The 14,114-nt window shown below is 67.2% G+C and carries 12 protein-coding genes; 4 read left to right on the top strand and 8 right to left on the bottom strand.

Going from position 1 to position 14,114, the window contains the following annotated elements; genetic code table 11:
* Positions 1-4 precede the first annotated feature (4 nt).
* Both rapZ and QWY79_RS09670 read left to right on the top strand, forming a co-directional pair.
* Positions 5-922, top strand: a complete 918-nt coding sequence (gene rapZ, locus QWY79_RS09665; RefSeq protein WP_290272207.1) for an RNase adapter RapZ — start codon at positions 5-7, stop codon at positions 920-922.
* A 4-nt stretch (positions 923-926) separates the two neighbouring features.
* Positions 927-1,196, top strand: a complete 270-nt coding sequence (locus QWY79_RS09670; RefSeq protein ID WP_290272208.1) for an HPr family phosphocarrier protein — start codon at positions 927-929, stop codon at positions 1,194-1,196.
* Between the two features lie 228 nt (positions 1,197-1,424).
* Here the strand turns inward: QWY79_RS09670 and pmbA are convergent, their stop codons facing one another.
* Entirely contained in the window at positions 1,425-2,765 is a 1,341-nt protein-coding gene (pmbA, locus tag QWY79_RS09675) for a metalloprotease PmbA (protein ID WP_290272210.1), read from the bottom strand.
* Between the two features lie 144 nt (positions 2,766-2,909).
* Between pmbA and yjgA the strand changes: the two genes are divergently transcribed.
* Entirely contained in the window at positions 2,910-3,413 is a 504-nt protein-coding gene (yjgA, locus tag QWY79_RS09680) for a ribosome biogenesis factor YjgA (protein WP_290272212.1), read from the top strand.
* Positions 3,414-3,576: 163 nt separating this feature from the next.
* On the opposite strand, the gene tldD is transcribed toward yjgA, so the two are convergent.
* The 7 genes from tldD to QWY79_RS09715 all read right to left on the bottom strand — a co-directional run bounded on the left by tldD (position 3,577) and on the right by QWY79_RS09715 (position 13,602).
* A complete protein-coding gene (gene tldD, locus QWY79_RS09685) occupies positions 3,577-5,031 on the bottom strand; it encodes a metalloprotease TldD (protein ID WP_290272215.1) in 1,455 nt (484 codons plus the stop codon).
* A complete protein-coding gene (locus QWY79_RS09690; RefSeq protein WP_290272217.1) occupies positions 5,028-8,912 on the bottom strand; it encodes a YhdP family protein in 3,885 nt (1,294 codons plus the stop codon). Before QWY79_RS09690 ends, tldD begins: the two co-directional genes overlap by 4 nt.
* A gap of 3 nt (positions 8,913-8,915) precedes the next feature.
* Positions 8,916-10,379, bottom strand: a complete 1,464-nt coding sequence (rng, locus tag QWY79_RS09695) for a ribonuclease G (protein ID WP_290272219.1) — start codon at positions 10,377-10,379, stop codon at positions 8,916-8,918.
* 145 nt (positions 10,380-10,524) lie between these two features.
* On the bottom strand, positions 10,525-11,121 hold the full coding sequence (locus QWY79_RS09700; protein WP_290272222.1) for a Maf family protein: 597 nt from the start codon (positions 11,119-11,121) through the stop codon (positions 10,525-10,527).
* A 12-nt stretch (positions 11,122-11,133) separates the two neighbouring features.
* On the bottom strand, positions 11,134-11,622 hold the full coding sequence (mreD, locus tag QWY79_RS09705; RefSeq protein ID WP_290272224.1) for a rod shape-determining protein MreD: 489 nt from the start codon (positions 11,620-11,622) through the stop codon (positions 11,134-11,136).
* A complete protein-coding gene (mreC, locus tag QWY79_RS09710; RefSeq protein WP_290272226.1) occupies positions 11,623-12,507 on the bottom strand; it encodes a rod shape-determining protein MreC in 885 nt (294 codons plus the stop codon). It abuts the gene before it with no gap.
* 57 nt (positions 12,508-12,564) lie between these two features.
* The gene (locus QWY79_RS09715) at positions 12,565-13,602 is read right to left on the bottom strand and encodes a rod shape-determining protein (RefSeq protein ID WP_141318613.1); all 1,038 of its coding nucleotides are present in this window, start codon (positions 13,600-13,602) and stop codon (positions 12,565-12,567) included.
* A gap of 183 nt (positions 13,603-13,785) precedes the next feature.
* On the opposite strand from QWY79_RS09715, the gene gatC reads away from it, so the two are divergent.
* A complete protein-coding gene (gatC, locus tag QWY79_RS09720) occupies positions 13,786-14,073 on the top strand; it encodes an Asp-tRNA(Asn)/Glu-tRNA(Gln) amidotransferase subunit GatC (RefSeq protein ID WP_141318611.1) in 288 nt (95 codons plus the stop codon).
* The last annotated feature ends 41 nt before the right edge of the window (positions 14,074-14,114 follow it).

Here is a 14,114-nt window from a genome sequence, read left to right on the forward strand (position 1 = left end):
CGCCATGCAGATCGTCATCATCAGTGGCCGCTCAGGCTCGGGGAAATCGATTGCCCTGCAGGCGCTCGAGGACCTCGGCTTCTATGCCATCGACAACCTGCCGGCCATGCTGCTTGGCTCCCTGGTCGACGAACTGCGCAGCGACCAGCTCAACCCCTCGGTGGCCGTGAGCATCGATGCCCGCAACCTGCCGCACGCCCTGCAGCGCTTCCCCAGCCTGCTGCAGGAGCTGCGCCAGCGAGACATTCAGTGCCAGGTCGTCTACCTCACCACGGATGCGCGCATCCTGCTGGAACGCTACTCGGCCACGCGCCGACGCCACCCCTTGACGCGCAACAACCGCATGACGCTGGCCGAGGCCATCGATCATGAAGAAAGCGCCCTGACCGAGATTCGCGACCTGGCCGATCTGGTGATCGATACCTCGCGCCTGTCGGTGCACGAACTGCGCAGCCGCATCGCCGACCAGCTCGCCGATCGCGGCTCGGAGGCCCTGGCCCTGACGGTCGAATCCTTCGGCTTCAAGCGCGGCGTGCCCCTGGACGCCGACATCGTCTTCGATGCGCGCTGCCTGCCCAACCCGTACTGGGACCCGTCGCTGCGCGAGTCCACCGGGCGCGACCGCAATGTGGTCGACTTCCTCGCCGGCTACGCCATGGTCGAGGAAATGCAGACCGACATCCGCGCCTGGGTGGAACGCTGGCTGCCCCGCTATCAGGCCAGTCAGCGCAGCTATCTGACCGTGGCCATCGGCTGCACCGGCGGCCAGCATCGCTCCGTCTACCTGGCCGAGCGCCTGGCCCACGACCTGGCCACGCACTATCCCGGCGTGCGTCTCCGCCACCGGGAACTGGGCATACAACTCAGCCGTCTCTCTCCGGAAACGGCCCCCGCACCGGACGACTGCGAGAAGGAACCCTGAGGACGTGGCCAGCCGCAAGCTCACCCTGACCAACAAGCGCGGCCTGCATGCCCGCGCCGCCACGCGACTGGTGCAATGCTGCCAGGCCTACAACGCCAGCGTAACGGTCTCCAACGGCGCCCAGAGCGCCGACGCCGCCAATGTCATGTCGCTGCTGATGCTCGCCGCGCCCTGCGGCACCGAACTGACCCTGGAAGCCGACGGCGAAGACGGCGAAGCGGTGCTCGACGCGCTGGAGCAACTGTTCGACGCACGGTTCGATGAGGAAGCCTGAGAAGGAAGAAGGAAGAAGGAAGAAGGAAGAAGGAAGAAGGAAGAAGGAAGAAGGAAGAAGGAAGAAGCCAGGCTGGTGCCTGGGTTTGTGGCGTCAAGGGTTTTCTTCCCTCTTCAAGCGGCGCGAGCCGCGTTCTTACCTCTTCAAGGCGCGTAGCGCCGTTCTTCCTTCTTCAAGCGGCGCCAGCCGCATTCTTTCCTCTTCAAGCGGCACTGCCGCGCCTCGGGCTTACCCGCCGGCGATGGTCATCTCGTCGATCAGCCAGCTGCCGGTGTGGATGCTGCCGCGGGTATCGATGTCGTCGCCGATGCCCACCAGCCCCTGGAACATCGTCTCCAGGTTGCCGGCGATGGTGAATTCCTCCACCGGGTGCTGAATCCGGCCGTTCTCGACCCAGAAACCGGCGGCGCCGCGCGAGTAGTCGCCGGTCACGCCGTTCACGCCCTGCCCCATCAGCTCGGTCACCAGCACGCCCTTGTCCATGCGTGACAACAGGGCCTGCTGGGACTCAAGCGGCGCCTCGATGCGCAGGTTGCGCGCGCCGCCGGCGTTGCCCGTGGTCGACATGCCCAGGCGACGGGCGCTGTAGGCCGACAGCATGTAGCTGGCCAGGCGCCCCTGGTCGATGAAGACATTGTCCCGGGTCTGGACGCCATCCCCATCGAAGGGGCTGCTGGCCATGGCGCCGACTTCCATGGGCCGCTCACTTAGCGAGAACCACTCGGGAAACAGCATGGTGTTCAGGCGCTCGCACAGGAAGGAGGCCTGGCGGAACTGGGCACCGCCGGCAATGGCCCCCATCAGGTGGCCCACCAGCCCGGAGGCCAGGGACGGATCGAACATCACCGGCATGCGCCCGGTGGCAAGCCCCTGGGCACCGAGCCGGCGCAGGGTGCGATCCGCGGCGCTCCGGCCCACTTCCGCGGCATCGCGCAGGGCGCGCGGATCACGGGCCGTGGTGAAGTCATAGTCACGCTGCATGCCGGCGGCATCCTCGGCGATCAGCAGGCACGACAGCGAATGCCGGCTGCCACGCTGGCTGCCCAGAAAGCCATGGCTGTTGCCGTAGACATGCACCCCTTCGCCGCTGGACAGGCTCGCGCCTTCCGAGCTGCGAATGCCCTCGACACCACGACCGGCGCTTTCACAGGTCAGGGCCAGTTCGATGGCCTCCTCGGTCGTGAGTGGCCAGGGGTGATGCACCTGCAGGTCCGGAAAGGAGGTCGCCATCAGCTCGGCGTCCGCCAGACCAGCGGCAGGGTCCTCGCCGGTATAGCGGGCAATGGCCAGGGCCTTTTCCACCACGTCGCGCACGGATGCCTCGCTGGCATCCGACGAGGAGGCGCTGCCCTTGCGCTGGCCGACATAGACGGTCACCGCGATGCCCTGATCGCGGGACAGTTCGACGGTCTCCACGTCGCCCTCCCGCACGCTGACGCCGATCCCCTGATCGACACTGGCGCCGACCTCGCAGGCATCGGCTCCCAGCCGGCGTGCCAGGGCCAGGGCCGCTTCGGCCCGGGTTTCCAGCAGGGCCTGCTGGGCGGCGGCATCGAAAGCCTGTGTCATCGATCTGTCTCCTCACTCGGCCGGCCCGCAGGCCGGCACTCTTCATAGCGTGTTTTGCCATCCCGCTGTGGCGGGCTGGTATACTGGTTCTCTTGCGCCACGCAGCGTGTTGCCTTCACGACCCGACGCCATACAGGACACGGCATGACCCAGGATGATTCTCCGGCCGACGAGCGGCCCAGCAAGTCTCAGCAGAAGCGCGAGATGCATGCCCTGCAGGCCCTCGGCGAGCAGTTGATCGCCATGCAGGCGGCCGAGCGCGCGCGCTTTCCCCTTTCCGACGAACTGCTGGCCGCCATCGAGGAAACCGGCCGCATCCGCAGCCGTGAAGCCCGCCGCCGCCACATGCAGTACATCGGCAAGCTGATGCGTCGGGAAGATCTCGACGGCATCCAGGCGGTCTTCGACAGCCTCGAACGCGAACAGCTGCAGCGCGATCACGCCTTCCATCGCCTGGAGAAATGGCGCGACCGCCTGATCGATGAAGGGGATGACGCCGTCGCCGCCTTCATCGAGGACTACCCGGACACCGACCGCCAGGCCCTGCGCCAGTTGATCCGCAACGCCCGCCGCGAACGCGACCAGGGCAAGCCCCCCACCAGCGCCCGCCGGCTGTTCAAGCTGATCCGCGAGACAGCCGGGGTCTAGCGGCTACGCCGCTGCAAGAGGGAAGAGCGCGGCTACGCCGCTTGAAGTGCGGCGCTGCGCGCCTTGAAGAAGGAAGAAATTCGCGGCCGGCGCCAAGACCTGTGCCGCGGACCAGTCCTCTATTGTTCTCTTCCCTCTTCCCTCTTCCCTCTTATCTCTTCTGCTAGGACTCCGTCCCGCCGACGGTCAGTTCGTCGAGCTTGAGGGTCGGCTGTCCCACCCCGACCGGGACGCCCTGTCCCTCCTTGCCGCAGACGCCGACGCCGCTGTCCAGTTCCATGTCATGGCCGATCATCGAGACTCGGCCCATGGCTTCGGGGCCGTTGCCGATCAGGGTAGCGCCCTTGACCGGGGCCGTGATGCGGCCGTTCTCGATCAGGTAGGCCTCGTTGGCCGAGAACACGAACTTGCCCGAGGTGATATCCACCTGACCGCCCCCGAAGCTGACGGCATAGATACCGCGATCGACACTGCGGATGATGTCTTCCGGGTCATCCTCGCCGGCCTGCATGTAGGTATTGGTCATGCGCGGCATGGGCAGGTGGGCGAAGGACTCGCGCCGGGCATTGCCGGTGGGCGCCATGCCCATCAGGCGGGCGTTGAGCTTGTCCTGCATGTAGCCGGTCAGGATGCCGTCCTCGATCAGGGGGGTGTACTGTCCCGGGGTGCCCTCGTCATCGACACTCATCGAGCCGCGCCGATCGGCCAGGGTCGCATCATCGACCACCGTGACACCGGGCGCCGCCACGCGCTCGCCCATGCGGCCGGCGAAGGCCGAGCTGCCCTTGCGGTTGAAGTCGCCTTCCAGGCCATGGCCCACGGCTTCGTGCAGCAGGATCCCGGGCCAGCCGGCCCCGAGCACGACGGGCATCTGGCCGGCCGGCGCATCCACCGCCTCGAGATTGACCAGCGCCTGACGCACGGCTTCCCTGGCGAAGCGTTCGGCGACGTTGTCATCGCGCAGACGCGACATCGGGTAGCGGCCGCCGCCTCCGGCACTGCCGCGCTCACGACGACCATTGCGCACCACGATGACACTGACGTTGAAGCGCACCAGGGGGCGAATGTCCACCGCCTGGGTGCCATCGCTGGCACGCACGAGCACCACTTCGTGCACGCCGGACAGCGAGGCACTCACCTGCTCGACCGCCGGGTCGGCGGCACGCGCCACGCGATCGGCGAGCTTGAGCATGGCGATCTTGTCGTCGGCGGACAGCCCCGTCAGCGGGTCGATACCGGCATAGAACGGCGTGGCGCTGACCTGAATGCCCGCCCCGGTGTTCTGGCGCTGACCGCTGCGCACGATACGCGAGGCCGTCTGCCCCGTCTCGGCCAGCGCATCGGCGGTGATCTGATTGGAGTAGGCGAAGCCGGTCTTCTCGCCGGCCATGGCGCGCACGCCGACACCACCATCGATGTTGTAGCTGGCCTCCTTGACCTCGCCGTCCTCGAGCGACCAGCCCTCGTGCCAGCTGCGCTGGAAATACAGGTCGGCATAATCGATGCCCGGCCCCATGGCATGCCCCACCCCGGCATCGAGCGAGCCGAGATCGAGACCACCGGGCGCGAGCAATACCTCACGGGCTTGATCGAGCATGGAAGACGTCTGTGCTGTCATTCGGTACTTTCCAGAGAGAGGCGCGGCGAAGTCCATGGCCCTCGCACGCGGTAATGAATTTGCGTCACACGGTCGATAGTGTCGCCGAACAGCTTGTCGGCGACGAAGAGCGCGCCCCCCACGATCGGGGCGCCGGCGACCACGGCCGCCAAGGGTAGATTGTTGCTGACGGGCACGGTAATCCCCAGTCGCTGATCGAGTTCACGACGCACCAGGTCGACGCTGCCGTTCAGCGTGAAGTCGGTGGCCGTGCCATCGATCGTTACCGGACCACGTGTTTCCAGCACCCCACCATACAGGGTTGCCTCGCCGCTGACACTGTCGAAGGCAGTACCGCTGCCGGTGACATCCGAGAAGTCCAGGCGCAACCGCCGCAGCAGGTTATCCACATTGAGCAGCCCGACCACCCTGGCCGAGGGCGACTCCAGATTGGCGAAACGACCATCACGCAACTCGACGCCCAGGTCGCCCCGCGAACGGGCCAGGGCGAACTGCCAGGGCGCGCCCGGCCAGGCCAGCTGACTGTCGACGCGCGTTTCGCTGCTGGTCACCGCCACGGGCTGGCCGAGGACCTCGAGGGCAGATCCCAGATCCCCGCCGCTCAGGCTCAGTCGCGAGCGCGTCAGGCTGGCCTCCGGCCCCGAGGCTTCCCAGGTCAGATTACCCCGGGCCTCGATCTCGCCCAGTGTCAGTTCGACCGGATCCAGGGTCAATTGGTTCGGTGTGCTACGCCAGCTGGCCTGGAAGGGCCCGAAGGTCCGCGACTGCCAGTGCAGGGACGCCACCCTCAACTGCCCCGCCGGCCATTGTCCGACGCCTTCCAGCATGGGGGCCGGCGGTGCCGGTACATCGATCTCCTGGAGCAACTGGCCGCTCCCCTGCCCGGAGGCCGTCACCGCCTGATTGTCCGGCACCACCTCATCGAGACGCAGGCGCTGCAGGTCGATCTCCAGCGGCTGATGCTGCTGTGGCCGATAAGCGAGCTGCCCGGCCATCAGGCTGCCATCCAGATCGAAGCGCCAGCCCTGGCCATCGGGCCCTCCGTCAAGGCTCAGCGCGCCCAGGCAGCGCTCCTCGATGCGCAGGCAATCGGTCTGCACCCTGACCCGTGACACCGCACTGGCACCACTCGTGGCCGCACCGGAGCCGGCGCCTGCCAGCGGCGACAGTGCCTTGCCCCAGGTCGCCGGGGCGAAGCGTGGCAGATCGGCGGTCACCGACCAGCCCGGCTCGGATGGCCAGCCGGCAGGAGGATTGCCGCCGACCCATAGCCGGCCGCGTGGCGCCTCGCCGCCCTGCCAGCGCAACCCGAGACGCTCTCCCAGGTTGCCGCTCAGCTGCATGGGCTCACCGAGCTGCATGTTCAGACGCAGCGGCCGCGTTTCACCGGGCGCCTTGCCAAGGGGCGCCGGCAGGTCGATCCCCAGCCCCTGCAGGTCACTGCTCAGGGACAGACTCGGCGTCGCTTCCCCGAGCGCGATCTGCCCCCGCCAGGCGGCGTCTCCCCGCATCAAGGACCCCGCTGCGGAGGGCGCCCCCAGGGCGAGCAGTGCCTCGGCCGAGACCCTGCCCGAAAGATCGACACCCGCGGCATCGCTATCCATCGTGGCCTTGAAGGGGCCGCCCAGCAGCCGCCCGTTCAACTCGCCGCTCGGGGTCCCATCCTCTCCTTGCTGGTGCCAGGCAATCGGGCCCTGCAGTGATTCGAAGGTCAGCCCAGTCGGCACATGACTCAGGCGGGGTACCGAGGCCCGACCTTCGAAGGCCGCCGACAGGGCTTGCGGACGCGACAGCGGCAGACTGACATCCAGCTGCCCCGTGATTTCGCCTTCCCCTTCCCAGTCGGCGACGGCTTCCTGGCCTGCTGCCGGCAGGGCGGCCAGATAGCGCGACAGCGCGGCCACCGAGGCTTCCAGGGGGGCCTCAACGTTCAGCACCTCGTCCTCGCCCAGGCTGACACTGGCATCGCGGGTCTCGATCCCCAGGCTCTCGGCGCGCGTCAGGCGGGCACTCAGGCTTCCGCCATCCACGCTCAGCTGCCCCTGGACGTTGTCCAGCGCCGGCCAGGCCGGGTCGAAGGGCAGGTGGCCCTGCTCGACCGTCAGTTCCAGCTGCAGCGGCGGCCCGTCCTTCCCTGACGCGTCGGGTGCATCATCGGGCTGGCCATCGAAGGGCACATGCAGGCTCAGGGCACCCTGCGGCACGCGGCCGGCCACTCCGCCGGCAAGCCAGTCGGCCAGCTCGGCATCGACCTCATTGCGTAGTAGCGGCATCGGCAGCCAGTCGGTCAGCGGCCGGTCCAGGGCGTCGACATTCTCGAAGGCCAGCTGCAGTCCGAAGCCACCCCGCTCCTGCTCGTCCATCGCCAGGCCGAAGCCGCCCTCGACACGGGCGCCATTCCACACGGCCTGCAGGTTCCGGCCGCTGACCGAGCGGCGAGGGCCGGCAAAGGACCAGACCACCTCGCCGCTGGCACTGGTGAGCTGCATGGGCGCGGCGAAGATGCCAGGAAAGGACAGCCGGGCATTGCCACTATCCACGAAGCGCACGCGTCCCTTGCTGCCATCGGCCTCGAGCCAGAGGTCCGCCGGGCCGCCGCCGGGGGCATCCTCCCAGGGGGAGACGGATACATCGGTGGCACTCGCTCGAGCCCGCCACTGGCCATCCCGGTGACCGAACGCCAGTCCCGCCACCCGGCCACTGGGCGACAGCGCCTCGACGCTGCGCGTCAGGCTCTCGGGCAGGGGAAAGCGATCATGCCAGGCCGTCAAGGCGTCCAGCTCGAAGTGGCTACCCCTGGCCCACCAGTCCTGACCCTCGCCGCTGGCATGCCAGTAACGCGGCACTGGAGGGCCGCTCTGCGGCGGCGCCCCCACGCTGCGGGCATGACTGGCGAACCAGGCTTCCCAGCCCTGCCCGCTGTCGTCACGCAACCACTTGCCCTGAAGCGATACGTCTTCCAGCGCGATCCCGGTACTGTCACCATCCGCCGCCGGGGCACTGTCACGGCTCAAGCGCAGGCGCGGCGAGTCGAGATCGACACGCACATCGGCCAGGCGCCCCGCCTGCCAGCGCCCCCAGAGCCGTGCCTGGCCCTCGGCATCATCGAGGCGCAGGATGTCATCGATACCCATCACCTCGGCCACCCCGATGAGGCTGTCGAGCTGCATGTCGGCCTGCAGCGAAGCATCGAACCCGCCGCCTGCGCCCTGCCAGTTGACATCCATCACCGCCTTGAAGGCCGTGCCGGGACGATCACGCAGACGCACTTCACCTTCCAGATGCGTCTGCCCACTGTCGCCGGTCACCAGCAGCCGGGGCGCCTCCAGCACCATCTGGCGCTGGCGGCCATGCAAGACGACGCGCAGATCATCCGCCCAGGCCCGCTGGCGTAACAGCACGCCGACCCAGAAATCCAGGCGCGATAGATCGAAGGAACCACTGGGCATCAGTTCCGGCGGTACATCGGCGGGTGCCGGCCATTGCCAGCCCAGGTCTTCATTCTGATACAGATGCAGGGTGATACCGGCCAGGTGCGACTGGGCGAGGACCGGCATGCCCTGCCCGAGGCTGGCCGCCGTGTCCAGCCGCAGCCGGGCTTTCTCGATCTCCAGCAGGGGCACATTGCCGAGCCCCTGACGCGAGCGGAAATCCAGATCGCTGACGGCCAGCCAGGGGTCGAGCCCGGCCACCCCGCCCTGCGCCCGGGCCAGCGACACCTCGCTGGAAAACCGCGACGCGAGCTGCGACTCGATCTCCGGTGCCCAGTGATCGACCTGCCCCAGCAGCAGACGCAGCACCAGCAGCAGCACGGCCACCAGCGACAACGCCAGGGCCAGCAGCGTCAAGGACCAACGGAGGACAAGGCGACTCGGCGACATGGTTCACATCAGTACGATGTCGTACTGCTCCTGGGAATAATGCGACTCCACCTGAAAGCGGATGGTCTTGCCGATGAATTCCTCGAGATCCGCCACCGCGGCCGACTCTTCGTCGAGCAGGCGGTCGACCACCGACTGCGCCGCCAGCACGGTATAGGTCTCGGCGCTGTAGGCGCGCTCCTCGCGCAGGATCTCGCGGAAGATCTCGTAGCACACCGACTCCGGTGTCTTGAGGGTACCGCGCCCCTCACAGACCGGGCACGGCTCGCACAGGGTCTGCTCCAGGCTCTCGCGGGTGCGCTTGCGGGTCAGCTGCACCAGGCCCAGTTCGGTCACGCCGGTGCACTTGGTCTTGGCGTGATCGCGCTCCAGCGCCTTTTCCAGCACGCGCAGCACCTGGCGCTGATGCTCGGTATCATCCATGTCGATGAAGTCGATGATGATGATGCCGCCGAGATTGCGCAGGCGCAGCTGCCGGGCAATGGTCGTCGCCGCCTCGAGATTGGTCTTGAAGATGGTTTCCTCGAGGTTGCGATGGCCCACGAAACCGCCGGTGTTGACGTCGATGGTGGTCATCGCCTCGGTCGGGTCGATGACCAGGTAGCCCCCTGACTTGAGCTGGACCTTGCGCGCCAGCGCCTTCTGGATCTCGTCCTCGACGCTGAACAGGTCGAAGATGGGGCGTTCCCCGGCATAGTGCTCGATGCGATTCAGCGCGTCCGGCATGAACTCTTCGGCGAACTCGAGCAGCTTGACATGATTCTCGCGGGAGTCGATGCGCACCTTCTCGATGTCATCGCGCATCACATCACGCAGGGTCCGCATGAACAGCGGCAGATCATCATAGATGACACTGGGCGCCGGCGCACTGACACGCCGCTCGCTGACCTTGCGCCACAGCCGCAGCAGGAAGTGCATGTCGCCGGCGAGTTCCTCGTCGGTCACGCCTTCCGCGGCAGTGCGCACGATGAAGCCGCCCTGGACCTCCAGGGTCTGCTCGCCGAGCGCCGCCTCCACCTGGGCACGCAGGCGCTCGCGCTCGCCTTCGTCCTCGATGCGCTGGGAGACGCCGTTGTGCGGTGAATCCGGCATGTAGACCAGGTAGCGCGACGGCACCGAGAGATGTGTGGTCAGGCGCGCTCCCTTGGAGCCGATGGGATCCTTGGTGACCTGTACCACCAGCGACTGCCCCTCCTGGAGCAGCTGGGAAATCGAGGCCTGCTCGTCCGCCGGCGTGCCCGGCGGCATGACCTCATGCGCATGGATGAAGGCGGCCCGATCGAGCCCGATATCGATGAAGGCGGCCTGCATCCCGGGCAGTACCCGAACCACGCGCCCCTGGTAGATGTTGCCGACAATACCGCGTCGCCGCGCCCGCTCGATGAAGGCTTCCTGAAGCACGCCGTTTTCCACCACGGCCACGCGGGTCTCCATCGGCGTCAGATTGATGAGTACTTCACCGCTCATGCGAAGTCCTTATCTTGAGAAGAGTCCTGAAGACGCATCCGTGCCACGGCCGCCCTTGAATCGCGTCCCGTTTCGCGGGTCTTGTCCCGCGCAACGCAGCATCTGGCAAACCGGCCGGTCAGCGACCCCGAAGTTGTTCAAGTCATTATGACACAGGAAGATTCCACAGCGGCACGGCCTGGCGACGCAGGATCTCCGCGGTTTCGCACAGGGGCAGTCCCACCACCGCCGAGTAGCTACCCTCGAGGTGCGTCACGAAGACGCTACCGAACCCCTGAATGGCGTAGCCCCCGGCCTTGTCGAGCGGCTCGCCGGTACGCCAGTAGGCCGCCATCTCCGCCGCCGGGATATCCCGCAGCGTCACTCGGCTCACCACGCAGCGGGTGAGCAGACCGGCGGGGCCCTGCACCGCGACGCCGGTCATCACCTCATGGCTGCGCCCGGCCAGGGTCTCCAGCATGGATCGGGCGTGCCCGGCATCGCGCGGCTTGCCGAGAACCCGGCCATCCACGACCACCACGGTATCGGCACCCAGGGTCGCCGGGCCGCCCGCCGCATGGCCGGCAACGGCCTTGTCGCGAGCCAGGCGCAGGACATGGTCGCGCGGCGCCTCCCCCGGTAGCGGTGTCTCATCCAGGTCGACAGGGCTGACCTCGACGCTCACGCCGATGCTGGTGAGCAATTCCCGGCGGCGCGGCGAGGCCGACGCCAGTCGCAGGTAAGGCCGAGGGTCCAGGGTCATGTCACGCTCCCGTCATGAATGGGTGACCCGGCGACGCATCGCCCGGAACAGGGTCGTCAGCCAGGGCCACAGCACGGCCCCGATCAAGGAGGGCAGCAGGAAGGACAGATGGATCGAGAAGGGCCCCAGCAGGGTTCGCAGCCATTGCTCCACGAGCTGCACGGAGCCCAGCAGCACCAGGATCAACACGGCCTGCTGCAACAGCGAATAGGCCCGGAAACGTGGATAGACCAGTGCACAGAGAAAGGCCAGCAAGGCCAGCAGCAACGCATTCTGACCCAGCGGCACGCCCTCGATGAGGTCCAGCAGAATGCCCAGCACGAAGCCATGCACGACCCCGACCCGTTGCGGCGTCTTCATGCACCAGTAGATGAGCATCAGCCCCAGCCAGTCGGGCCGCCAGATCTGCCAGCCGTCGGCCAGGGGCATCACCTGAAGGCACAGCGCCAGCAGCATCGATAGCCATACCCAGATCATGGGGGTCGGAGTCGCGCGTGCCATTCAGGGGGCCTCCTCCGGCTCGACATCACCGGCCACCTGGCGTGCCATCTCGACGGCGACCGGGTCCAGCGTCGCCTCCCAGCCACCGCGCCCCTCGTCGTTGCGCGGCTCGGGCGGAAACAGCAACAGGAAGTGGCGCGAGCGCTGCAGCTTGGCCAGAGGGTTGGCCTCAACCCTGGCAAAGGGTTCCCCCGGATCATGCACCACCTCTTCGACACGCGCCACCGGGAAGCCCGGCGGGAAGCGGCCGGCCAGACCAGAGGTGACCAGCAGATCATTCTCGCGGATGTCGGCCGTGTCGGGCACATGCAGTACATTGAGGCGCTGGTCGCGCCCGGCACCCTGCGCCACGAAGCGCAGGCCATTGCGATTCACCTGGACGGGCAGCGCATGGCTGGCATCGGTGACCAGCAGCACGCGACTCGAGTAGGCCGATACCGATGTCACCTGACCGACCAGGCCCGAGGCATCCATGACCGGCTGGCCGACGAAGACGTCATTGCGCCGGCCACGATCGAGCACCATGCGGTGCGTGAAGGGGTCGGGGTCCAGTGAGAGCAGCTCACCGGTTATGAAGGGAATATCGTCTTCCTGGCTGGCCGAGAGCAGCTCGCGCAGACGCACATTTTCCGCCGTCAGGCTGGCCATGCGCTGCACCCGGTGCGAGAGGCTGAGTACCTGCTCGCGCAGGCGGCGATTTTCCGCCACCAGCTCGCGTTGATCGGAGAGCACCAGCGCGCCCCAGTTGAGAACATCGCTGGGCAGACTGACCACCCACTGTACCGGCGCCACCAGGGTGGAGAGTTGCGCACGCACCGAATCCATGCGCGAGAAGCGCAGGTCGGCGAACATCAGGGCGATGGCGAGGATCGCACACACCAGCATGCGACCCCAGGGCACCGATCCGTGCGAGAACAGCGGCTTGATAGGGAACCTCCCCGGTCAGTCGCTGGAGAGCAGCTCGAAAGTACGCTGGTCGATCATCTCCAGGGCCTTGCCACCGCCACGCGCCACGCAGGTCAGCGGGTCTTCCGCCACGACCACCGGCAGGCCGGTCTCCTCGGCAATCAGTTTGTCCAGGTCGCGCAGCAGCGCACCGCCACCGGTGAGCACCAGGCCACGCTCGGCAATGTCGGAGGCGAGTTCGGGGGGCGACTGTTCCAGGGCCGACTTCACGGCCGCCACGATGGCCCCCAGGGTTTCCTGCAGGGCATCGAGGATCTCGTGGGAATTGAGCGTGAAGCTGCGCGGAATGCCCTCGGCCAGGTTGCGTCCGCGAACGTCGATCTCGCGCAGCTCGCCGCCGGGATAGGCACACCCGATCTCTTCCTTGATGCGCTCGGCCGTGGACTCGCCGATCAGGCTGCCGTAGTGGCGGCGCACATAGGCGGTGATGGCTTCGTCGAAGCGATCGCCCCCCATGCGGATGGATTCCGAGTAGACCACGCCATTGAGCGAAATGATGGCGATCTCGCTGGTGCCGCCGCCGACATCGACCACCATGGAGCCCTGCGCTTCCTCGACGGGCAGCCCGGCGCCAATGGCCGCGGCCATGGGTTCCTCGATCAGGAAGACCTCACGGGCGCCCGCCCCCTCGGCGGACTCCTTGATGGCACGGCGTTCCACCTGGGTCGACATGCAGGGCACGCAGACCAGCACCCGCGGACTGGGTGTCAGGAAGGTGCTCTGGTGAACCTTGCGGATGAAGTACTGCAGCATCTGCTCGGTGACGGTGAAATCCGCGATGACGCCGTCCTTGAGCGGCCGGATGGCCGTGATGTTGCCCGGGGTGCGCCCCAGCATCCGTTTGGCGTCGGCGCCAACCGCGGCGACACTGCGCATGCTGCCGGACTGGCGAATTGCCACGACCGAGGGCTCGTCGAGGACGATACCGCGACCGCGAACATAAATCAGTGTGTTGGCCGTACCCAGGTCGATCGACAGATCGCTGGAAAACAGCCCCCTCAAACGTTTGAACATGAACTCGTTACCTAGTGCAGTCCGGAAGCCCTGTGCGGGAGCAAACGGTATCACTGCACCCCGCAAGCGGCAAGCGCTTCGCGCGTCAACGCCTCGCCGGGCCCCTGCCAGCATCAGCCTGGATGTGGTAACTTGACGCTCTTTCTCCGACACATTGTTCCACCCTCGCGAGGACACCCGATCATGGCGATCGAACACGCAGACGTTCTCAGGGCCGCTCATCTGGCCCGCCTCGGCCTGGACGAAGGTGATGCCACGCACTACCTGGACGACCTGGGGCGCATCCTGGAAATGGTCGACCAGCTGCAGTCACTGGACACCGAGGGCGTCACCCCCATGGCGCACCCCCTGGATGCCACCCAGCGCCTGCGCGCCGACGAGGTGACCGAAAGCGACCAGCGCGATCACTTCCAGCAATGCGCGCCGGCCGTGGAAAACGGCCTCTACCTGGTGCCCAGGGTCGTCGAATGATCCCCGGCCGCCGTCAACGCCATGTCATCACGGAGCCCAGG

This window comes from Halomonas sabkhae, assembly GCF_030409265.1.
GTDB lineage: Bacteria > Pseudomonadota > Gammaproteobacteria > Pseudomonadales > Halomonadaceae > Halomonas > Halomonas halmophila.